20 protein-coding genes are annotated in these 21,616 nt (G+C 51.8%); all 20 read left to right on the top strand.

Annotated features, from left to right (window positions below):
* Positions 1 to 3: 3 nt before the first annotated feature.
* The 20 genes from B9Z49_RS09780 (at position 4) to B9Z49_RS09690 (ending at position 21,431) form a co-directional block, all read left to right on the top strand.
* Positions 4 to 1,251, top strand: a complete 1,248-nt coding sequence (locus tag B9Z49_RS09780) for a lipopolysaccharide biosynthesis protein (protein WP_158273470.1) — start codon at positions 4 to 6, stop codon at positions 1,249 to 1,251.
* Positions 1,252 to 1,275: 24 nt separating this feature from the next.
* A complete protein-coding gene (locus tag B9Z49_RS21575) occupies positions 1,276 to 2,553 on the top strand; it encodes a hypothetical protein (protein WP_146188513.1) in 1,278 nt (425 codons plus the stop codon).
* A 74-nt stretch (positions 2,554 to 2,627) separates the two neighbouring features.
* Positions 2,628 to 3,773, top strand: a complete 1,146-nt coding sequence (locus B9Z49_RS09775) for a glycosyltransferase family 4 protein (protein WP_108353266.1) — start codon at positions 2,628 to 2,630, stop codon at positions 3,771 to 3,773.
* 9 nt (positions 3,774 to 3,782) lie between these two features.
* Positions 3,783 to 4,415 (top strand): PIG-L deacetylase family protein, encoded by a 633-nt coding sequence (locus B9Z49_RS09770; RefSeq protein WP_108353265.1) that lies wholly within the window; start codon positions 3,783 to 3,785, stop codon positions 4,413 to 4,415.
* Positions 4,400 to 5,272, top strand: coding sequence for a hypothetical protein (locus B9Z49_RS09765; protein ID WP_108353264.1), 873 nt, complete (start codon positions 4,400 to 4,402; stop codon positions 5,270 to 5,272). Before B9Z49_RS09770 ends, B9Z49_RS09765 begins: the two co-directional genes overlap by 16 nt.
* Positions 5,229 to 6,410 carry a glycosyltransferase family 4 protein gene (locus tag B9Z49_RS09760; protein ID WP_158273469.1) on the top strand — a complete coding sequence of 394 codons (1,182 nt, stop codon included), beginning with the start codon at positions 5,229 to 5,231 and terminating at the stop codon, positions 6,408 to 6,410. The genes B9Z49_RS09765 and B9Z49_RS09760 overlap by 44 nt, the downstream gene beginning before the upstream one ends.
* A gap of 11 nt (positions 6,411 to 6,421) precedes the next feature.
* Complete coding sequence (locus B9Z49_RS09755) at positions 6,422 to 7,579, top strand: N-acetyl sugar amidotransferase (protein WP_108353262.1); 1,158 nt, start codon at positions 6,422 to 6,424, stop codon at positions 7,577 to 7,579.
* Positions 7,576 to 8,193, top strand: a complete 618-nt coding sequence (gene hisH, locus B9Z49_RS09750; RefSeq protein ID WP_108353261.1) for an imidazole glycerol phosphate synthase subunit HisH — start codon at positions 7,576 to 7,578, stop codon at positions 8,191 to 8,193. The genes B9Z49_RS09755 and hisH overlap by 4 nt, the downstream gene beginning before the upstream one ends.
* Before the next feature lie 143 nt (positions 8,194 to 8,336).
* Entirely contained in the window at positions 8,337 to 9,047 is a 711-nt protein-coding gene (locus tag B9Z49_RS09745; protein ID WP_108353260.1) for an FkbM family methyltransferase, read from the top strand.
* A gap of 123 nt (positions 9,048 to 9,170) precedes the next feature.
* Positions 9,171 to 9,956 (top strand): AglZ/HisF2 family acetamidino modification protein, encoded by a 786-nt coding sequence (locus B9Z49_RS09740; RefSeq protein WP_108353259.1) that lies wholly within the window; start codon positions 9,171 to 9,173, stop codon positions 9,954 to 9,956.
* A gap of 71 nt (positions 9,957 to 10,027) precedes the next feature.
* The gene (locus B9Z49_RS09735) at positions 10,028 to 10,759 is read left to right on the top strand and encodes a hypothetical protein (RefSeq protein ID WP_108353258.1); all 732 of its coding nucleotides are present in this window, start codon (positions 10,028 to 10,030) and stop codon (positions 10,757 to 10,759) included.
* Entirely contained in the window at positions 10,756 to 11,895 is a 1,140-nt protein-coding gene (locus tag B9Z49_RS09730; protein ID WP_108353257.1) for a glycosyltransferase, read from the top strand. Before B9Z49_RS09735 ends, B9Z49_RS09730 begins: the two co-directional genes overlap by 4 nt.
* 17 nt (positions 11,896 to 11,912) lie before the next feature.
* Positions 11,913 to 12,941, top strand: a complete 1,029-nt coding sequence (locus tag B9Z49_RS09725) for a polysaccharide biosynthesis protein (protein ID WP_108353256.1) — start codon at positions 11,913 to 11,915, stop codon at positions 12,939 to 12,941.
* A gap of 3 nt (positions 12,942 to 12,944) precedes the next feature.
* The gene (locus B9Z49_RS09720) at positions 12,945 to 14,090 is read left to right on the top strand and encodes an NAD-dependent epimerase/dehydratase family protein (RefSeq protein WP_108353255.1); all 1,146 of its coding nucleotides are present in this window, start codon (positions 12,945 to 12,947) and stop codon (positions 14,088 to 14,090) included.
* A 6-nt stretch (positions 14,091 to 14,096) separates the two neighbouring features.
* A complete protein-coding gene (wecB, locus tag B9Z49_RS09715) occupies positions 14,097 to 15,233 on the top strand; it encodes a non-hydrolyzing UDP-N-acetylglucosamine 2-epimerase (RefSeq protein ID WP_108353425.1) in 1,137 nt (378 codons plus the stop codon).
* 18 nt (positions 15,234 to 15,251) lie between these two features.
* On the top strand, positions 15,252 to 16,409 hold the full coding sequence (locus B9Z49_RS09710; protein ID WP_108353254.1) for a glycosyltransferase family 4 protein: 1,158 nt from the start codon (positions 15,252 to 15,254) through the stop codon (positions 16,407 to 16,409).
* Between the two features lie 32 nt (positions 16,410 to 16,441).
* A complete protein-coding gene (locus B9Z49_RS09705) occupies positions 16,442 to 17,407 on the top strand; it encodes an NAD-dependent epimerase/dehydratase family protein (RefSeq protein ID WP_108353253.1) in 966 nt (321 codons plus the stop codon).
* 3 nt (positions 17,408 to 17,410) lie between these two features.
* Positions 17,411 to 17,980: a sugar transferase gene (locus B9Z49_RS09700; protein WP_233254581.1), complete on the top strand. Its 570-nt coding sequence runs from the start codon at positions 17,411 to 17,413 to the stop codon at positions 17,978 to 17,980.
* Positions 17,981 to 18,018: 38 nt separating this feature from the next.
* Positions 18,019 to 20,013 (top strand): nucleoside-diphosphate sugar epimerase/dehydratase, encoded by a 1,995-nt coding sequence (locus B9Z49_RS09695; RefSeq protein ID WP_108353252.1) that lies wholly within the window; start codon positions 18,019 to 18,021, stop codon positions 20,011 to 20,013.
* A complete protein-coding gene (locus B9Z49_RS09690; RefSeq protein ID WP_108353251.1) occupies positions 20,013 to 21,431 on the top strand; it encodes a hypothetical protein in 1,419 nt (472 codons plus the stop codon). The genes B9Z49_RS09695 and B9Z49_RS09690 overlap by 1 nt, the downstream gene beginning before the upstream one ends.
* Positions 21,432 to 21,616: the final 185 nt, after the last annotated feature.

Genomic DNA, 21,616 nt, shown 5'->3' with positions numbered 1-21,616 from the left:
CGAGTGCGCCGCACACTAGCGGCGTCAAAGTACTTGCGTGATGTGCTTTTGCAGGCATCCGGTAACACAGCAGCACAAGTTATCGGCATTGCAGCAATGCCATTGCTTACGCGGCTCTATAGCCCAAGCGACTTTGCTGCACTCAATCTTTTTACTCAGTTCGTAGCCGGTTTAGCCATATTGATAACGCTGCGCTTTGAATATTTGGTCATGTTGCCAGCAGACCAAAATGAGTCTCATCGCGTGCTTGGACTAGTCTTTCGCCTTGGTGCTATTCATGTTTTTTTCTTGACGCCACTTCTAGTCGTACTGCCGGGTTATTGGCCATGGCTTCAAGCCCAAGGCAGCATGGTGGGTTGGCTCTGGTTGGCCCCGGTTACAGCTTGGGTCCTTTCGTTAGCTGTTGGGTTACAGCAAGTGGTGCAAAGAAAAGGTAACTTTCGTACATCGGCAACCGCAGAGTTTATCGGGCGATGCGCATATGTAGCTTGCACGTTAGGCGGAGCTTTAGCACTTCCAAACATCATAGGGTTGATACTTGCTACATTAGTAAATGCAAGCGGAAAAATAATTTGGCTTGTACAAGATATCCAAACATTGTCACCAGGCTTTTGGAAGTTTAAAGAACAGCCAATTTCCAATGCAATTAAAAAGATGGCTTTTTCTACGTCAGCGTCTAACTTAATTTCCTTGATTACAGGTTTTGCTCCACTGATATACATCGCTGACCGATATGGCACAGGCGCACTGGGACAGTATGGACTTGTGATTTCCACATTGTATCTCCCTTCAACGCTTATTGGGCAAGCAATTGGTCAGGTCTATTACCAACGAGCGTGTCAATTACATAATGACGGTAAAAATTTCAAATCATTACTTGTTAATACTGCATTGAATCTAAGTAAAATTGGAATACCGCTGTACGCATGTATATCCGTTATCTCACCTTTTGCATATCCTTTGATATTTGGTGAAAGTTGGCTAATAGCAGGTGAGTTAGCACCTTGGTTGTGCATTGCAGCAGCAACCAGTTTCATCACTACACCACTCGATCGGACAAGTATTATAGTTAATGCTTGGTGGTATACAATCAGTTGGCATTTAATCCGCGCTTTAAGCACATGCGCTTTACTGTTATGGATGTCAAGTAACAGCACAGGCATTCAAGGCTTTGTTGCTGCATTAGCAGTTCTTTCAGCTGCAATGTATTCAATTGATTATTTTGCCAGTTATTTATTTGCAAAAAAATAATTACAATCAAAGGCATTGAAATAAATGATTAAACTTGAAACCTTAAAAAGAATACTAGCTGTAATATTTTTTGCTGCAGGCTATCATGCAGTTTACATAAGTTATTTGCACCCAACATTTGAATATCTGTATTATCGCCTTGAAGATCGCGAATGGTTGCAATGGCTGTTTATTTATGTAATAGCCATTATTCCAGCTATTTGGCAACGCGCACGGAATGATGCAATAGTATGTGTGGTGTCTATTATTTATATGCTACTATACGTACCAGCCTTAATTACCATGTGTGCAATGTGGATCATGCCATTTAATGATCTGGTATTGGTGGCGCTAACACTAATGACAGGTCAATTTATTCTACAGTTTGCGACAACAAAAAATGAAATTAGGTATAGTGTAAAGAGTAAAGAGTTGGATTTTGCAACACCACGCGTCCAGCTTCTGGTGGCAATATTTACTGTTGTATCATTGATTATCTTCATCGATACAAACAGGTCTCATATGAATTTGGTAAGATTCTCGGATGTATATGATTTAAGATTTGCTTCTCGTGATGCATCTAGTGTATTGTCGGGTTATTTAAGCATGTGGTTGTTGGGTGTGTCGGTACCATTTTATTTGGCTGTCGCTGTGCTGCGCAAGCAGTGGCTACCATTAGCAGTTGCAGTATTTATATCTCTAATACTATATATGGGTAATGGTGCTAAGAGTGCTCTTTTGATGCCGATACAAGCAATGATCGTTGGTGCACTTGTCGACAAGAGTAGAAACCCAAGCCAGTTACTTGGGTTAATATTAGGTTCAACTATGTGGTTTCTGTATGCATTGGATTTTGAATCATTAAACACCTTAAAATCACTTTTAATTATGCGGACACTCAGTACGGGCGGTTGGATGATATCAATTTATTATGAATATTTTTCAGAAAATGGATGGACATACTTTACTCATGTAGGTCCGATAGCTAAAATTTTTGGAAAAGTATATCAACTACAACTAGGACAGATTATTGGCTTTGAATTTTTTTCATCGGAAGTAGCAAATCTAAATGCAAATTTCTGGGCAACTGATGGTATTGCTGCCTTTGGGATACCAGGTATAATTATTTCGTCTTTATTAGTTGCTCTTTCTCTTCAAGCAATTAAATTAGTCAGCCATGAATACAATCAAAAAGCAGTCGCAATACTTTTATCGGGCTTATGTCTTTCAATTTTGAATGGATCTATATTTACATCGATGTTAAGTGGTGGTGGTTTTATATTAATGGCGCTATTGATGATTGGAAAGTCAGAGCGCCATTAATGATACAGATAAATATATTACCCCATTTTCAATTGGCTGCAATTTTCATTAAAAAATACATATAAGAACAATCCATGAATATAGTCCATATTTGTATCTGCGGTCCGTTCACGGATGGTTTGACATATCAAGAAAATGAATTGGTAACTGAACATGTGAGATTAGGTCATACTGTAACGGTAATAGCTGCAAGTACAACTTATGGGGAGCAGAAGCATATCGTTGAAGCTAAAGTTGGTACGACCCAATTGCAATGTGGCGCAAAAATTACTCGCCTACCTTATACATGGAAAATTTTTGGTTGGATTTCAACAAAAATCCGCGCCCAGAAAGGTCTCCGGGAATATTTAGAGACACTTCAACCAGATTGCATTCTTTTTCACGGTTTAACAGCTTGGGGTCTACTGAGCGTGGCGGCCTATACGCGAAATAACCCACGGGTAAAACTTTTTGTTGATTGTCATGAAGACTTCAACAACAGCGCCAGAACATGGCTTTCAAGAGAGATACTCCACAAACGCTTTTACAAACCAATTTTTCGTAGATGTGTTGACCAAATTCACGAGGTTCTGTGTATTACGGTTGAATCACTAGATTTTGCTATTGAATTTTACGAAAGTCCACGTGAAAAAACGAGAATGTACCCATTGGGCTGTACGATTGAAGCACCTGAAACTGTTGCGTATCGACGTGCTGACTTCCGGGCAAGAAATGGTTTTTTAGAAACCGACATCGTCATCACCCAAACCGGCAAGCTGGACCACACCAAGAAACTTGAGGCAGCGCTCCAGGCATTTTGTGCTAATCCTTCACCTAATCTCAAACTGGTGATTGCAGGCAGGATGACCGATGCCGTGTGTGCCGTTTGTCTGCCACTTATTAAGAGTGACCCAAGAATTTTAGACTTGGGATGGCAGACACCGGATAAACTCCGCACGGTGCTGGCGGGGGCAGACTGCTTTCTTCAGCCTTTTGGGCAAACAGTGACCACCCAGATGGCTATGGGCTATGGCTGCGTAATACTGGCGCAGGATCTTCCTAGCCACCGTTGGCTTGTTGGTGATAACGACCTCCTTTTTAAAGATGCCAGTGAACTACCCGCCGTATTAAAGAAGGTGGTTGAAAATCAGGCTGGGCTAGACCAGCTTAAAAGGGCGAATTCGGAGTTTGCTGCTACCCATCTCGATTACAAGCAACTTGCCCTGCAGATCGTTAACTAAGCGCAACATATGAACAATCAAAGAATTCTGATATTGGGCCCCCACACCGATGACGGTGAATGGGGTGCAGGAGCCTCTATTGCACGTTGGGTCCGACAAGGAAACCAAGTGTGGTATGCGGCGTTCAGTGCTGCTGAGGAATCGGTACTTGCAGAGTTTTCGCCAGACGTATTACGTACTGAGATCGTCGAGGCCTCTTCAGTGTTGGGCATACCGAAGGAAAACCTGAGGGTCTTTCACCACAAAGTGCGTTATTTCCCAAGGGACCGGCAGGATCTCCTGGAGGAAATGATTCGACTGCGTCGTGAAATCAATCCAACACTGGTTGTGCTACCCAGTAGTTACGACACACACCAAGACCACAAAGTCATCAGTGAAGAGGGCTTTCGGGCTTTCAAACGGTGCAGTATTTTGGGCTACGAAATTCCCTGGAACAATCGGAAAATCGATTTGACCTACTTCCAGCAATTAGACGAGGAGGACATTGCAAGCAAGGTGCGTGCAATTGCGGCCTATAAGTCGCAAGCATTTAGAAACCCGCACTACGAGGAATTTATACGCAGCCTGGCCGTTCAGCGCGGATTTCAGGTGGGGTGTCGCTATGCAGAAGCTTATGAGGTGATCCGATGGGTCGCGCACTAAAAACAGGAGTCACAGCAGGGCAACTTGCGACTGCTTTGGGGTTGACACTGCAAGGGCCGGCAGAGGTTTTCATTAACCGTGTCGACGCTGCAGACGCTGCACAACTCGGCTCATTTTGTTTTGCAAAAAACAATGCTTGGGCCAGCAAGGTGGATGGATCCGCGGTGCTCCTGACCGCCCAAGAGCATTCAGTTGATCGAACGGGGCCAACCCTCTTATCGCCACAGCCACGTTTAGATTTCGCGCGTGCATTGGTTTTACTTGAATCTATGGCGGGTTTTCTTTGGTCCGACGCAGAACCAGTGGTTCACCCAACCGCCCGTATCAGTAAAAACGTGGTGTTAGGCCGTGGCGTGCGGATCGGTCCTGACACGGTGATCCTACACAACGCCGTAATCGGTGACGAAGTTGAAATTGGTGCGCGGTGTGTGGTGAAGTCCTGCGCCGTGATTGGTGAGGATGGCTTTGGGTTCGAACGGGATGCACGGGGCAAGGCTGTAAGGCTGCCTCATATTGGCACAGTAGTCATTGGCGACGATGTCGAGGTCGGATCGCTCACAACGGTGTGCCGGGGCACACTTGCCGATACTGTGCTGCGCAACGGCTGCAAGGTCGATGACCATGTTCACATTGCACACAACGTGGATATTGGCGAAGATGCTTTTGTTATTGCCTGTGCAGAAGTTTCAGGCGGTGTGAAGATTGGGCCCCGTGCATGGATAGCGCCAAATGCTACTGTGCTGAATCAGGTCAATATTGGTGCTGATGCAATTGTTGGGCTTGGGGCTGTGGTTATCAGATCCGTATTACCTAATGAAGTTGTTGTTGGCAATCCCGCAAAACCAAAGATTAAATAGTTTTAAAAATCTTTTTACTCGTAATTTGATGTCAAAAAATTTGTTATTTATTGCACCCTTACCTCCACCTATTGATGGTCAATCAAAAGCCAGTGCGGAGGCACTAAAGGCTTTCAATGAATTGGGTTGGTCAATCAATGTTCTAAACACGGGTCGTACGATTGTCAGGCGTTCTTTTGGAACAGAGTTGCGGCGCATATTAGAGGTATTTAATTTTTTATATAAAATTTTTTCCGGCGCCAAAAATGCAGACGTTATATATCTTTCATTGTCTGAATCTTATCTTGGCAACATCAAGGATTTATTGATTTATTGCCTTATACGAAAAAATCTGAAAAACACAGTCATTCACATGCTGGGCGGCTCCGGCATGGATATTTTGCTGAACAAGAATAAATTTACATCTTGGCTCAATGGTTATTTCATGAGGCAAATGAATGCTGTGATCGTTGAGGGCGAGCGAGGTAAATCGATATTTAAAAAATATTTTACTCCCGATCAGATCAAAATTCTACACAATTTTGCTGATGAATATCTTCACTCTACTACGGAAGAAGTTGCGGTGAGGTTCACCGATCAGAATCAGTTGAACATCTTGTACCTCAGTAATTTGTTGAGCGGGAAAGGGTATGTGGAGTTGCTTGACGCTTTTCGTGCACTGCCATTGGGTACAAGACGCAAAATGACACTTACTTTTGTTGGTGGTTTTCAAGATGACGCCAAAAGACAAGATTTTTTAGCCCAAATAAATAACGAAGTTGATATTAAATATTTGGGTAATTTTATCGATGGCACCGACAAAAAAGAACTTTATTTAAAATCACACATTTTTTGTTTGCCTACATATTACCCCTATGAGGGGCAGCCTATCAGTATCCTCGAGGCCTATGCAACCGGTTGTGTAGTCATAACTACAGCGCATGCGGGTATACAGGATATTTTCAAAGATCTGATCAACGGGTTTTTTGTTCAAAAGAAGAATAGCATTGATATTGTTCGTGCACTTGAATTTTCACTTGCAAATAGAAATAAACTTCCTGATATTTCCTACAACAACCTATTTGAGGCATCTCGTTTGTATAGGTCAAAAGCTTATCGCGAGAATGTTAAAAGAATTTTTTCAAAATTTTCAAATTAACAAAATCAAAAATGACATCAAATAATTCAACCGCAACGAAGCATATTTGTACAACTTGTATCATGGATACGTCAGATCCAGGTATTGTTTTTGATGTGGATGGACGGTGTGATTACTGTAATAATTACAATAAAACCATTCTACCTAGTTGGGATGTGGGTGAAAAAGGGCAGTTGGCTCTGGCTCAAATGGCGGCCACCATCAAGGCCGATGGCAAGGGTAAAGAGTTTGATTGCATAATCGGCCTGAGTGGTGGGCTTGACAGTTCGTATGTTTCTTACATTGCCAAGGCGAAAATGGGGCTTAGGCCTTTACTTTTCCATGTCGATGCTGGCTGGAATACCGACCAAGGTGTGGCCAATATTGAAAAGTTAGTTAACGGCTTAGGTTTGGAGTTGTATACCGAAGTGGTTAACTGGGAAGCCGTTAAGCGAATGCAGGTCGCTTTTCTTAAATCGGGTATATCTGACCAAGATTTGATTCAAGACGCTTCCTTTTTCTCGGCACTTTACCGTTTTGCACAAAAGCACGGTATCAAGCACGTCATCACGGGTTCTAACTATTCAACCGAATGCTGCCGCGAGCCGGAGGAGTGGGGCGGTTACCTAGGCATTGACACAACATTGTTTGCCGATATTTGGCGCAAGCATGGTGATGGAAAACCCAATGATGATTTCACCTTGGTCGATATATTTGTTTACAAAATCTGGTATCAAAAAATCCTAGGGATGAAGGTGCATCACCCACTTAACTTGATTCCATTCATCAAGACAGACGTAGAGAATGAGCTTGAGGAGCTGTTTGGCTGGCAGCGGTTCAAGCACAAGCACCACGAGTCGCGCTTCACACGCTTTTACGAAGACTACTGGCTGCCCCGTCGTTTTGGGTATGAGAAGCGCCGCGCTCATTTCTCAAGCCTGATCATGACCGGGCAAATGACCCGCGATGAGGCATTAGCGCGTATTGCCAAGCCCGAGATGGATGAGCATTTCTTAAAGCAAGAGTTTGAGTACGTGGCCCACAAGCTGGACCTGACGGTAGACGAGTTGCAAGCCTTGTTTGACGCACCCAAGCGCACGTTCAGAGATTACAAAAACAAGCGCAACCTGATTGGCTTGGGTGCCACTTTGATGCGCAAGTTGGGCCTGGAGAAAAGGTTTTTCAGATGATTCGCATCGTCGATTACGGCGTGGGCAATATCCAGGCCTTTATGACGCTCTACAAGCGCCTAGGCATTGATGCGCAGCGTGCGCAAGCTGCCGAAGATCTGGCCGGTGCTACCCGGCTCATATTGCCCGGCGTGGGGCATTTTGACCACGCCATGCAGCGCCTCAATGACTCGGGCATGCGCCCTGCGCTAGAGGCCATGGTCTTGGGCCAGGGCGTGCCGGTGTTGGGTGTGTGTGTGGGCATGCAAATGCTGGCAGCTGGCTCAGACGAGGGCAGCTTGCCCGGCCTGAACTGGGTGCCCGGACGCGTGCGCGCCTTTGCCACCAACCCCTTGTCGGCCAGCCTGCCCATGCCGCACATGGGTTGGAACGATGTGCATCCGGCTGCGGGCTCGCGCTTGTTTTCTGTAGGTTTTGACGACGCGGCGCAGTTTTACTTTTTGCACTCGTTTTACTTTGACGCGCAAGACAAAGCCGACGTGGCCGCCACGGCCCATTACGGGCTGGACTTTGATGCGGTGGTCAGCCGTGGTCACATTCATGGGGTGCAGTGCCACCCCGAAAAAAGCCACCATTGGGGTGCGCAGTTGCTCAGGAATTTTGTGAATTTCTAATCCTGAGGATCTTAAAAACTTTAATTTGGTTCTGTAGTATTTTAAAATAATAAACAAGCAACTTAAGTCACTCAAAAGAAGACGCAAATACCTGAGATTAGAATCGCCAACGCTGTAAAAACAAAAATCATTCAACCCCCAATATGAATAAACTATTAAGTATTTACCGAATAATTCGCGTAATTGCGAAACAAATGGTTGGTCTTGAGCCAATTATTTTAGTTCGCAAAAAAATCCCATTAAAATACCATGGAAACAAAGGCTACGGTGGCTGGTGTATACCAGAGGGTTTTATAAATCAAAAATCAATTGTGCTTGATATCGGGATTGGTGAGGATATATCTTTCTCCCAGTCCTTAATCTCAATGCACAGATGCACAGTTCATGGTTTTGATCCAACACCAAAAGCAATTAGTTTCGTAGAAAATCTAAAACCGGAAAAATTTATTTTACACAAGTATGGTCTTGGCGGTCACACTCGAATGGAACGTTTTTTCCTACCCAATGAGACAAACCATGTCAGTGGGTCAATCTCTCAAGCAGTACATCTTGGTGCAGCCGAAATTACCGTACAACTACTCGGGTTTTCCGATATTCTGAAACTCATCAACGAGGAAAAAATTACCATCTTAAAAATTGACATTGAAGGTGCAGAGTATGAGTTTATTGAATCATTGGATTTTGCCAATCTTTCCTCAAATATAAATATTTTATGTATTGAGTTTCATCACAGATGGACTCAATTTGGAGCGGTCGCGACACGGAAGGCAGTCAAAAAATTAGAAGATTGTGGATTCACGTGCGTTTGGCGTGCAACTGAGTCCAATGAAGAATTTACTTTTGTGCGCTCTTGAAGTTATTTTAACTAAATCAATAACTGAATAAAAATTCAAAAAAACGTAAATGCTATATTTAAATACAATATTTTAGTTTCGAAATATTTCCATTTGCAAAAATTTTTATCGGAGCTATAAACTATGTTGCGACCCCGAATCATCCCCTGCCTGTTGGTGCACAAAGGGGGCCTAGTCAAAACACAAGGCTTTAAAGACGCCAAGTACGTGGGTGACCCAATTAACGCGGTGAAAATCTTCAACGAGAAGGAAGCTGACGAGCTGATCGTGCTGGACATCGACGCCACCGTGCACGGGCGCGAGCCAGACTTTGCCCTCATTGCCAAGCTGGCCGCCGAGTGCCGCATGCCCCTGTGCTACGGCGGCGGCGTGACCACCGCAGCCCAGGCGGCCCGCATTGTCGAGATGGGCGTTGAAAAGGTGGCCGTCAGCGCCGCCGCCATTGCCAACCCCGCCCTGCTGGGCCAGATGGCCGATGCCGTGGGCCGCCAATCGGTGGTGGCGGTGCTTGACGTACGCAAAAAGTCGGGTCTGTTTGCCAAGGGCTACGAGGTGTGCACACGCAACGCCACCGTGACCCACAAGCTGGACCCAATTGCACTGGCGCAGCAACTGCAGGACGCGGGCGCGGGCGAGATCGTCGTCAATTCGGTGGACCGCGATGGTTTCATGCAGGGCTACGACCTGGAGCTAGCCAGCCAGTTCAGGCAGGCGCTGCGGGTGCCAGTCACCTTCATGGGCGGCGCAGGTTCTCTCGACCATATATCTGCGCTGGTGGCCAAGCTGGGTGTGGTGGGCGCAGCGGCCGGTAGCTTGTTTGTGTTCAAGGGCAAGTTTCGAGCGGTGCTCATCAACTACCCCACGCCCGCGCAAAAGACCCAGCTGTGCCGTGAAGCCCTAAAGGCCTGAGGCGCTGAATTTTTCATAAGTGATGTGCGCAACACCCATGGTGCCTTGCATCATTAAATGAGATCGGAAGAATGGACCATAAAAACATAATTATTGGCAGTGGCATGATTTCCAAAAGCCTCGCCGATGCAGACTTCGGGCGACCCACTTTGGTCCTGGCATCTGGTGTGTCTGATTCGCAAGAAACACGAACCGAGGCCTTTGGGCGCGAAGCGGCGTTGGTTGACAATGCAATAGCCAACTATCCCGACATGCATGTGCTGTACTGTTCAACTTGCAGCGTTGACAGCGGTATTGAGACACCCTATACAAAGCACAAGTTGGCCATGGAGGCGCGTGTGCTGTCAAAGTCAGCCTCGTGTCATGTATTCCGTTTGCCGCAAGTGGTGGGTCTGGTGCACAACCGCACTTTAGTTAGCTACTTTGTTGAGTCTATATTGCAGGATCGGGTGTTAAAAATTCAGACTCGCTCCATGCGCAATCTGCTTGATGTGCGTGATTTTGCCAGGGTGGCCACGCTGATAGTGCGTAGCAGCATGGGTGTGGGGATCCCGCAGAATATTGCCGCATCCACGCAAGTCTCTGTGCTCGACATTCACATGGAAATTGCGAACGTGCTGGGCCGGACGGCTAACGTAGAACGCGTGGACGCGGGCTATAGTCAATCGATCAATACTAAATTTTTGCACAACTTGCTACCAGATACAGACCCTTTGTTTGATCCAGACCACTGGCGTCGTGTATTGCAGTGGTATGTGCCGTTAATTGCCGCAGACATTGCGATGAATAAGGTGCAGGATTGACGCGGGCACGCGTCCTCATTAACTGTTCAAACCTGCACAATGGCGGCGGGGTAGCCGTAGCCACATCGGTGTTGGATTGTCTTAGCCGCAAGGACCATGGTGGGTTGGAGCTGTCTGTTCTGCTTTCATCAAAAGTTGCGCGCAATCTGCTTGATCTAGGTACTGACCTAGGGGTGTTCAAATCCTGCCATACGCGTGGCTATGCAGGCATCAGCGCCCTGTGGCAGGAGTTAAGTCATGAATTCGCTGGCTTTGACATTGTTTTCACAGTGTTTGGGCCCGCCTACTTTCTGCGTCGCAATACACGCCACTTATTTGGGTTTGCGCAGCCCAACATCGTGTATCCAAACAACCCCCTGACTGAACGCATGGGCTTTTTGCAGCGGTGGCGCACAAAAGCAAAATATGCTTTCCAGTCTTGGTTCAACTCACGCGCCGACGAGCTGGTGGTGGAACTCGAGCATGTAAAGACTGGTCTGCAGCGGCACCGTTTCTTCGTGCACAAGCAGATCCATGTCGTCTATAGCGCTGTGCATTCGGTCTTTGGCGAGCCGGAACATTGGGCACCCTTACACCTCCCCGCGCACCCAAGGCGGCTGCGGCTGGGTTTGATTTCACAAAACTACCCACACAAAAACCTGGCTATTCTGGCGGACGTAAAGCAACATCTTTGGGTGACCCACCGTCGTGATGTGGACGTGTTCGTGACCTTTTCGCCAGATGAATGGGCCGCATGCAGCCAACACTTTCGCAACACCATTGTCAATGTAGGGAGTCTGACTCTGAGTCAGTGTCCAGCCTTCTACGCTGCCATGGATGGTGTTGTCTTCCCTAGCCTTCTGGAGTGTTTTTCGGCCGTACCGATTGAGACCATGATGGTAGGCCGTCCGCTGTTCGCGTCAAATCTTTCTTTCATGCAAGACGTGTGTGGTGATCATTGCCAGTATTTCGATCCACACAATCCGGCAGACATTGCACGCGTCATAGACTCTTATTTCAGGCAGACAAAATCTGAAAAGCAACGCATGTGCGACGAGGCCCGTACCCATGTGCAGCGATACCCAAGCCCGCAACAGCGAGCAGAGAACTACCTGGGGGTCATACGCGATATGTTGACCCTACAACCACACGGCTAACGATTAGTCATTTTTTTATGTTCACAGACAAAACTCTCCTCATCACCGGGGGCACCGGCTCATTCGGCAACGCTGTGCTGCGCCGTTTTCTGGATTCAGACCTGCGCGAGATCCGCATCTTCAGCCGCGACGAAAAGAAGCAAGACGACATGCGCAAGAAGTACAACAGCCCGAAGCTGAAGTTCTACATTGGCGATGTACGCGATTACCAGTCGGTGCTGGGCGCGGTGCGGGGGGCAGACTTTGTGTACCACGCAGCGGCCCTCAAGCAGGTGCCGTCTTGCGAGTTTCACCCGCTCGAAGCTGTCAAGACCAACGTGCTGGGCACCGAAAACGTGTTGGAGGCCGCCATCAATTGCGGCCTGCAGCGCGTGGTGGTGCTCAGCACCGACAAAGCCGTCTACCCAATCAACGCCATGGGCATCAGCAAGGCCATGATGGAAAAAGTGGCCGTAGCCAAATCGCGCAGTGCTGGAGGCACGGTGATCAACGTCACCCGCTATGGCAATGTCATGTGCTCGCGGGGTTCGGTCATTCCCCTGTTCACCCAGCAGATTCGCGCCGGACAGCCCATCACCATCACCGACCCGGCCATGACCCGCTTCATGATGACGCTGGACGATGCGGTGGACCTGGTGCTCTATGCGTTTGAGCACGGCCAGCCCGGCGAGATTTTTGTGCAAAAGGCCCCTGCTGCCACCATCGACGTGCTGACCCAGGCGCTGACCGGCCTGCTGGGCAAGCCCGAGCACGAGGTGCGCGTGATTGGCACCCGCCACGGCGAAAAGCTGTACGAAGCCCTACTCAGCCGCGAAGAAATGGCCGCCGCCCAAGACCTGGGCGGCTATTACCGCGTGCCGCCCGACTTGCGCGACCTGAACTACGGCAAGTTTGTGGAGCAAGGCGAAGTGCGTATTTCTGAGGCAGTGGACTACAACTCCCACAACACCTCCCGCTTGGATGTGGAGGGCATGCAGGCGCTGCTGATGAAGCTGCGCTTCATGCAAGCCACGCTACGCGGCGAGGTCGTCGAGGCGGAGGAGTAAGCCATGACGAATGCTGTTTGCCGTGTTTTGGTGACCGGAGCCAATGGCTTCATTGGCAAAAACCTGGTGGTGCGCCTGCGCGAGTTGCCGCGTTTTGCGGTTGCTGAATTTGTGCGTAGCGACGACGTGGCCGCTTTGCCGCAGTTGCTGGCCCAGGCCGATGCGGTGGTGCACCTGGCCGGAGAAAACCGCCCGGCAGACCCGAGCGCGTTTGCGCAGATCAACACGGGGCTGACGGTGGACATTTGCAACGCCATTACCACGCAAGTGGCCAGTGGCGGGCGGCGTGTGCCGCTGGTGCTGGCTTCGTCCACCCAGGCCGAGCGGGACAACCCCTACGGCCAGAGCAAGCTGGCGGCAGAACATGCCGTGCAGGCGCTGGCCCAAGATGCGGGCAACCCGGCGGTGGTGTTCCGTCTGCCGGGCGTGTTTGGCAAGTGGTGCAAGCCCAACTACAACTCGGTGGTGGCCACGTTTTGCCACAACATCGCCCGGGGCTTGCCCGTGCAGATCAACGACCCGGCAGCAAGCCTGCAGCTGGTGTATGTGGACGATGTGGTTGCCAGCCTGGTGGCGGCGGTCGATGCCTTGTTGTTTCCTGACGCTGCCGGTGTGTCGCAGGGAGTGGTGGCCCCGCTGTACACCACCACGCTGGGCGAGCTGGCTGCGCAGATTCATGCCTTTGGCGATTGCCGCACCACGCTGATGAGCGAGCGGGTGGGCACCGGGCTGGTGCGGGCGCTGTACGCAACTTATGTGAGCTACTTGCCCAATGACCGCTTTGCCTACGAGGTGCAGCAACACGCCGACCCTCGCGGCGTGTTTGTGGAGATGCTCAAGACCCCCGACAGCGGGCAGTTCAGCTACTTCACGGCCCACCCCGGCATCACACGTGGCGGTCATTACCACCACACCAAGACCGAAAAGTTTTTGGTCATCAAAGGCACTGCGCTGTTCCGCTTCAGGCATTTGCTGACCGATGAGCGCTTTGAGCTGACTACATCGGGCGACAAGCCCCAGGTGGTAGACACCATCCCCGGCTGGGTGCACGACATCACCAACACCGGGCAAGACGAGCTGGTGGTGATGCTGTGGGCCAACGAAGTCTTTGACCGCGCCAACCCCGATACGGTGGCGTCACCCATTTAAATGACCATGAAAAAACTCAAAATCATGTCGGTCGTGGGCACGCGCCCCGAGATCATTCGCCTGTCACGCGTGCTGGCCGCACTGGACACGCATTGCGACCATGTGCTGGTGCACACCGGCCAAAACTACGACTACGAGCTGAACCAGGTGTTTTTTGACGACCTGGGCGTGCGCAAGCCAGACTTCTTTTTGAACAGTGCCGAAGGCAGCACGGGCGCGGCCAACACCATTGGCAACCTGATCACCGGGGTAGACGGTGTGCTGGCCCAGGTGCAGCCCGAGGCGATGCTGGTGCTGGGCGACACCAACAGCTGTTTGTCGGTGATTCCGGCCAAGCGGCGCAAGGTGCCGATATTCCACATGGAGGCGGGTAACCGCTGCTTTGACATGCGGGTGCCCGAAGAGACCAACCGCCGCATCGTGGACCACACGGCCGACATCAACCTGACCTACAGCACGATTGCCCGCGACTACCTGCTGCGCGAGGGCCTGCCACCGGACCAGGTCATCAAAACAGGCAGCCCGATGTACGAGGTGCTGCACCACTACCTGCCGCAGATCAAGGCGTCTGACGCGGTGGCGCGTTTAGGCCTGACGGCACAGCAATACTTTGTGGTGAGTGCGCACCGCGAAGAAAACATCGAGTCTGAAAAGTCGTTCACCAAACTGGTGGCCGTGCTCAACAGCGTGGCCGAAGAGCATGGCTTGCCTGTGGTGGTGTCGACCCACCCGCGTACGCAAAAGCGGGTGGACGCCACGGGCGCACAGTTTCACCCCAATGTGCGCCTGATGAAGCCGCTGGGCTTTCACGATTACGTGAACCTGCAGATGAACGCCCGGGCCGTGTTGTCAGACAGCGGCACGATCAACGAAGAGTCGTCGATCCTGAACTTTCCGGCGCTGAACCTGCGCGAGGCGCACGAGCGGCCCGAGGGCATGGAAGAAGCCGCCGTGATGATGGTGGGCTTGGAAGTGGACCGCGTGCGCCAGGGCCTGGCCATTGTGGCCACGCAGGCACGGGGCGAGCAGCGCGACTTGCGCTTGGTAGCCGACTACAGCATGCCCAATGTGAGCGCCAAAGTCGTTCGCATCATTCACAGCTATACCGATTATGTGAATCGGGTGGTTTGGAAGAAGTATTGAGTCGGATCTGATTGTTCTATGAGTCGGATTATTATTGCCGCCGAATACGTTGAAGAAAGTCAAAATTCAACGGGTTATTTTTGGTCGAGAATTGCTGCTGGTTTAAAAGCGGATGGCTTCGATGTTGAGGTCTTGAGACCGCGGTCTTTTAATAAATATGACTCATTCGAAGGTGATACGGGGATATTGAAAAGACTGTTAAACCAAATCAAAATTTCATTTGATTTGGTTTTTCAAATTTACAAAGCAATCCGAGAAAAAGATATCGTATTTACAGGAACTAACCCAGCAATTTTACTTTGCTTAATGCCGGTGCTGAAGGGCCTGTTAAGGTTTAAGTGGGTCCTGCTTGTTCATGATGTCTTTCCCGATAATTTACTCGCAGCGAGTCTTATAAAAAAAGGGAACCCTCTTTTTAAAATTGCAGCATATTACTTTTCATGGGTGTACGCAGCCCCTGATAAGCTGCTTTGCATTGGGCGTGATATGGAGAGCTTATTGCGTCAAAAGACAAATGGACGTGCTAGAACAATTTTTGTGCCTAATTGGGCAAACGGTGATGATGTCTATCCTGTGCCGCGAGGTGATTTAGAGTTTTTCAAAAACCATGGATGGGAAGACCATGTAGTTTTTCAATTCTTTGGAAATATAGGACGCGTGCAAGGCGTAGATAATTTGCTAAATGCAGTATCACTGACGACGGCTAAAAATGCAGCATTTGTATTTATTGGTGGTGGTGCGATGGTTCCCGCTGTAGAAAAATTCATAAAAACACACCCAAACAAATCGATCACATTTATTGGCCCCATGCCATTGGCTGAGAAAAATAAAGGGTTGGCAATGTGTGATGTTGCACTGGTATCCCTCGAAGCTGGTATGTTCGGTTTGGGCGTGCCAAGCAAAAGCTATTTTTCATTAGCAGCAGGCAAGCCAATATTGGCTGCTGTGGATGCAGATTCAGAGATTGGTTTGATGTTAGGCGAGTTCCCGGTCGGTTGGCGCTGTGATCCAAGTTCGCCTGAGCAGCTTGCGGCTGTAATAGATGAGATATGCCGTTCACCGGTGATCCTAAATGAAAAAATACCAAGAGATGTATTTTTACGAAACTATTCAGAAGATGTGGTGCTTAGTAAAATAAGTTCAACTTTAAGAGATGTAGTTGATTTGCATAACTAACTCCATGCGATTTGGTTTTATTCATTTGAAAGATGCCTGAGCACATGTATTTATTGACGGGGCCCACGGGTTTTATAGGTCGGCATATTGCACAGGCATTGTCGACGAATGGTGCCAGCGGAGTGATGATTGTTCGAGCAGCACCTGGAAATTCTGCAAGTGCCTACTCTGGCTTTCGGTGGCATGTTGTGGGCGACATAAACAGCCAGACAGACTGGCAGCCGGCGCTACATGGCGTGCAAACGGTGGTGCATTGCGCAGCCCGCGCCCACGTGATGCGTGAGAACGCTGCCGATGCGTTGGCCGCCTACCGCGAGGTGAATGTGGCAGGTACCCTGCGACTGGCACGGCTGGCAGCGGCGGCCGGCGTTAAGCGTTTTGTTTTTATGAGTTCCATCGGTGTCAATGGCAACCAGACCTCTGTGCCTTTTGACGAAGCGGCCGCACCCCATCCGCACGATACATATGCCGTTTCGAAATTAGAGGCAGAGCTAGCTCTGCTGGCTCTGGCCGCACAAACTGGTATGGAGGTGGTGATCATTCGTCCTCCTTTGGTCTATGGCCCGGGTGCACCGGGCAACTTTGCAAGTCTGGTGCGATGGGTGCAGCGGGGTTTGCCGCTGCCTTTGGGCGCGGTGCACAACCAGCGTTCATTCGTTGCTTTGGACAATTTGGTGAGTTTGGTACTGCTGTGTGCTGACCGTGCGCGTTCGCCGCAGGCGGCAAACCAGGTGTTTGTGGTGTCCGATGGCGAGGATGTGTCCACCAGCACCCTGCTGCGCAAAGTGGGGCTGGCCGCAGGGCGGCCCAGCCGTTTGCTGCCAGTGCCCGCCAGCTGGCTGCGTGCAGGGTCCAGCTTGCTGGGCAAGCGTGCGGTGGCCGACCGTTTACTGGGCAATTTACAGGTCGATGCCACCAAGGCCCGCACGCTACTAGGCTGGCAGCCGGTGGTGACCATGGACGAGCAATTGGCCAAGATGTTTGAGCACAAGGATTGAGTGATGGGTTTGATGCGTGGTTTTGTGTTGCGTTTGTTGGATGTGGTCTTGGCTGGCGTGGGCTTGCTACTTTTGTGGCCGGTGTTGCTGGTGCTGTGTGCACTGGGATGGCTGGATACGCGTTCGCCCCTGTTTATGCAAGAGAGGGTCGGCCGGCACCAGCGGCCTTTTGTGTTGGTAAAGCTGCGCACTATGCGCGTAGGCACGGCCTCGGTAGCCTCGCACCTGGCCAGCAGTTCGGCCATCACGCCTTTGGGCGCTTTATTGCGTCGCACCAAGCTCGATGAGCTGCCCCAGTTGTGGAATGTGTTGCTGGGAGACATGAGCCTGGTGGGCCCGCGCCCGGGTTTGTTTAACCAGACCGAGTTGACCGCCGCCCGCGCTGCACAGGGCGTGTTTACGGCCCGCCCCGGTATCACTGGGTTAGCACAAGTCAACGGTATCGACATGTCCACCCCCGAGCTTTTGGCCCAGACCGATGCGCAGATGTTGCGCGATCTCGATGTGGCCAACTACGTCCGTTTCATTGTGCTTACAGTGCTCGGCAAGGGCACCGGGGATGCAGTGCGCTGAAACATGATGACGCACTACCAACAACAGGACTCAACACCTTGATAAAAACCTTTGCACAGTGGACCCGCCCTGTTTTGAGCTTGGCGCGCCCAGTTAAGCGGGGCATTGTATTGGCCGTCGATGTAGCACTGTGTGTGCTGGCGGTTTGGCTGGCCTTTTACCTTCGACTCGGTGATTTTGTCAGTCTGCAAGGGCCAGTGCTTTTGGCATTGGGCGTGTCTTTGTGTTTGGCTTTGCCCATATTTGTGGCGTCGGGCCTGTACCGTGCCATTTTCAGATACTCCAACTTACGGGCAATGGCCACTGTGGTGCAGGCCGTGGCGGCTTATGGCGTGTTGTATGCCATGGTTATCACAGGTGTGGCTTTTGAGGGCGTGCCACGTACGGTGGGCCTCATCCAGCCGGTGCTGCTGCTGCTGTTGGTGGGGGCCTCGCGGACCTTTGCGGGGTTTTGGTTTGGGCGGGCTTACCAGAGTTTGGTCAAGCGCTCTGCCCTGCCCCAGGTGCTGGTGTATGGCGCAGGCAGTGCTGGCCGCCAGCTGGCCGCCGCCATGGCCCACGGTCACGAGATGCAGGTGGTGGGCTACCTGGACGACGACGACCGCCTGCATGGCCAGGTGCTCAATGGTTTGCGCATTTACAACCCGCAAAACTTGGGTGAGGTTTTGGGCCGTTTGCCGGTCACCGATGTCTTGCTGGCCCTGCCCACGGCCACGCGCCAGCGGCGCAACGCCATCCTGGCCGAGCTGGCCCACCACCATGTGGCCGTGCGCACCCTGCCCAGCGTGACAGACTTGGCCGCCGGCCGTGTGGGCCTGAGCGATGTGCGCGAGCTCGACATCGACGACCTGCTGGGCCGCGACCCGGTCAAGCCCAATGGCTTGCTCATCAACCGCAACACCCACCACAAAACAGTGCTCGTAACCGGAGCCGGTGGCAGCATTGGCAGCGAGCTGTGCCGCCAGATTTTGCAGTGCCAGCCGCAGCAGCTGCTGTTATTAGAGATGAGTGAGTTTGCCCTGTACCAGATTCACCAAGACCTGCAGGCGCAGCTGGCCCGCCAAGCCGACCAGACCGCGCTGGCGGGCGATGCCCCCGGCATACAGACCGAGCTGGTGCCGCTGCTCGGTTCTGTGTGCGATGAGTTGCGCATGCAAGAGATCATGCGCACCTGGCGGCCGCACACGGTGTACCACGCGGCCGCTTACAAACATGTGCCCTTGGTAGAACACAACCCGGCCGAAGGTGTGCGCAACAATGTGTGGGGCACCCTGGTGTGCGCCCAGGCGGCGGCCCGCAACGGGGTGGCCAACTTTGTGCTGGTGAGCACCGACAAGGCCGTGCGCCCCACCAACATCATGGGCGCCACCAAGCGCTTGGCCGAGATGGTGCTGCAGGCCCTGGCATTGGCCGCCACCCAGCGCCCCCAGCAGCACACCACCTTCACCATGGTGCGCTTTGGCAATGTGCTGGGCTCCAGCGGCTCGGTGGTGCCGCTGTTTCGCGAGCAGATTAAAAACGGTGGCCCCATCACCCTGACGCACCCGGACATCACACGCTATTTCATGACCATTCCCGAGGCGGCGCAGCTGGTCATTCAGGCCGGGGCCATGGGCACCGGGGGCGATGTGTTTGTGCTCGACATGGGTCAGCCCGTGCGCATTGCCGATTTGGCGCAGCGCATGGTGGAGCTGTCTGGCCTGAGCGTGCGCAGCGAGGCCAACCCCGAGGGCGACATTGCCCTGCAGGTGACGGGCCTGCGCCCCGGAGAAAAATTGTACGAAGAGCTGCTGATTGGCGACAACCCGCAGCCCACACAGCACCAACGCATCATGAAAGCGCACGAAGACTTGCTGCCTTGGGATGTGCTGCAGCCCCATCTGGACGCGCTGCAGGCATGCGTGTTGCGCAACGATGTACCCGGCATGCGGGCACTGCTGCAAACCCTGGTGCCGGGCTACACCCCGGCCGACGCGGTGGTGGACTGGGTGAGCCTGGCCCGGGCTAATAGCCCCAGATTGGAGACTTTGTGATGGTGCAAATGACAGCCTTTGCCGCCGTGATGGCGGCAGTCCTTTTTGCGCAGACCATGAGCATGGGTGGCCTGGTGCTGGTGAGCACGGTGCTGCAGGCGACGGCGGTGGTGAATGTACCCCTGGGCATCGCGGGCGGACAGGGTGTGGCCGCTTATGGCGTGTCGCCTTACATGTTCATGGCCCTGGTGGCCGGGTTGGTGTGGTTGTGGCGTTTGGGCCAAAGCCGCCGCTTGCTGCTGCCGCAGCACCTGCGCTGGCCGCTGGGCTTTTTGTTGGCCTATCTGGGTGTGGCAGCGCTGGGGGCTTGGCTTTTGCCCATTTGGTTTGCGGCTATGCCGGTCAATTTGTTGGTGGAGCCGGACGCTATCGACAAGCTGTCCCCTTTGCGGGCCACTTTGTCAAACTTGGTGCAGACACTGAACCTGGTGGTGCATGTGTCGGTGCTATTGTTTTTGCTACAGGCAGCGCAGCAGCCCAACGGACTTCGCGGCATCAAGGCCGGGGTGGTGGGGGCATTGGTGTTGGTGTTGGCGATTGGGTTCTATGAGCAGTGGGCTCGTTCAGCGGGTTGGCCATCCATGCTGCCCTTTTGGGGCAGCAATGCAGGTTATGCGCAGGCAGGTGTTGTAGATTATGGAGTCAACATCAATGGCAATTGGAAGCTGATTAACCCACGTATCGGGTTACCTTTTTCAGAGCCGTCCTATCTGAGCACCTACCTGGCAGCCACCACCGTTGGCCTGTGGGCAGTGGCCTTGCTGGGGCGGGGCTGGTGGTGGGCCTGGCTGGCGGCGGTTCTGTCGACACTGGGACTGATCAATACTTTGGGCTCCACAGGCTGGGCAGCCACCGGTGTGGCCATGTCTGCCCTGTGCCTGTGGGTATTGGGCAAAGCCCTGCGCCCAAGCACCCGCCGCAGCCACAGACTGCGGGCGTCAGTGCTGGGGACCCTGCTGGTGCTGACCGGCACCGGAGGGGTGCAGATGTACTCCCAATCCGATATCAAGCCCAAGGTCGATGCCATTGTTAACCATCTAATTGTCGACAAGATCAAGCAAAAAGACGGTGTACGCGAGTTGTCCAACAAACGTGCGCTGGAGATTGTGCAAGAAACCTATGGCCTGGGCGTGGGCATGGGCAGTAACCGCGCATCGAGCTTCATGGCCAGCTTGGTCAGCAACACGGGCGTGCTGGGCGCTCTGCTCTTTTGCAGCATGCTCGCGTCCCTGCTGTGGCGCTACATCAAAGCCCCCCAGCTCACCGACATGCAAATCTTCGTCGCCACCGCCCTCCCCACCGCCACCCTGGCCATGAGCCTGGGCATCCCCGACCTGAACCTCCCCATGTACTGGGGCTTCATCTTCCTCGCCTTCATCTTCTGCCCCGAGCCCTCCCCCTCTAAATCGGGGTCATAAATCGGGGTCAGATCCCAATTGTTTTTCACGTTCAAGGAGCCTTCGGGCTCCTTGCTTGTTGTGCGCCCAGCATGGGCGCACACCTGCGGGTGCAAGTCCCGCTGCGAGCTGGTCACAGTGAGCAAAGTGAAACGCAACTGCGTGAGGGTGACCGAACGTGGGAAGGAAGCGTGGATCGTAAATCG

Source organism: Limnohabitans sp. 2KL-51 (assembly GCF_003063645.1).
Lineage (GTDB): Bacteria > Pseudomonadota > Gammaproteobacteria > Burkholderiales > Burkholderiaceae_C > Limnohabitans_A.
The sequence above is the reverse complement of the archived record's forward strand: the minus strand, read 5'-3'. Positions and strand labels throughout refer to the sequence as shown.